Annotated in this window: 1 protein-coding gene and 1 tRNA gene; one reads left to right on the top strand and one right to left on the bottom strand. The window is 59.4% G+C overall.

Annotation, left to right across the window (positions count from 1 at the left end):
- Positions 1 to 66: 66 nt before the first annotated feature.
- Positions 67 to 621, bottom strand: coding sequence for a carboxymuconolactone decarboxylase family protein (locus tag HPO_RS19390; RefSeq protein ID WP_051612857.1), 555 nt, complete (start codon positions 619 to 621; stop codon positions 67 to 69).
- A gap of 79 nt (positions 622 to 700) precedes the next feature.
- On the opposite strand from HPO_RS19390, the gene HPO_RS19385 reads away from it, so the two are divergent.
- Positions 701 to 776: transfer RNA gene (locus HPO_RS19385), tRNA-Trp, on the top strand.
- Positions 777 to 806 lie beyond the last annotated feature (30 nt).

The raw sequence follows: 806 nt of genomic DNA, 5'->3' as shown, positions 1-806 counted from the left end.
AAGAAATAAGCTTCTCGCTCCGGCGAAAAGCGAAGCGGGCGGCAGGAAACTGCCGCCCGTTTTCTTTTATGGCTGTTTGCGGTCGACGATGGCCGTGCCCTTCGGCCCGCCGTCTTCGATGTCGACTCCGAAGGTTTCCAGGAAGCGGCAGACCATCATGTAATAGCCGATCAGCAGGACGAGTTCCTCAAGACCGGCAAGCCCGAAATGCGCTCTGGCAGCCTCCACCTGGGCATCGGAAGGGCCGGGATTGGCGACCAGGTGGTCGGTAAAACTGAGCGCGATCCTCTGTTCTTCCGTGAGTCCCGAAGCGTCCGGGCCCTCCTTCACGGCTTCAATGAGGGCGGGCGTCATGCCGACAGCCAGGCCAATCGCCTCATGCTGGGTCGTCTCATAGCTTGCGCCGGAGAGATACCCCACCCGAAGGACCACGCATTCGCGCGTAACAGGGTCCATCTTGCCCTTGATCAGGAAAGCCGTGCCCATCGAAACGAAAGGTTTCAGCATATGCGGCGCATGCGCCAGCATCTTGAAAACATTCAATGGGGCGAGGTTTCCGAGCACTTTGTCGCCGCCGGGGGCAAGGATGCTGAGGTCTTCTGGATAGGGCAGGCGGGCCATGGCGTGAAATCTCCCTTGTGACTTTATCAGGCACAGGCTTGCAGCAATCACAGAGTTGGGGCAAATGCCTTCCAGCCTTAGGGGTATAGCTCAGTTGGTAGAGCGGCGGTCTCCAAAACCGCAGGTCGGGGGTTCGAGTCCCTCTGCCCCTGCCAGGCACTTTTTTGTCCGGCCCGGACACATAG

The organism is Hyphomonas polymorpha PS728 (assembly GCF_000685315.1).
Classification (GTDB): Bacteria; Pseudomonadota; Alphaproteobacteria; order Caulobacterales; family Hyphomonadaceae; genus Hyphomonas; species Hyphomonas polymorpha.
The sequence above is the reverse complement of the archived record's forward strand: the minus strand, read 5'-3'. Positions and strand labels throughout refer to the sequence as shown.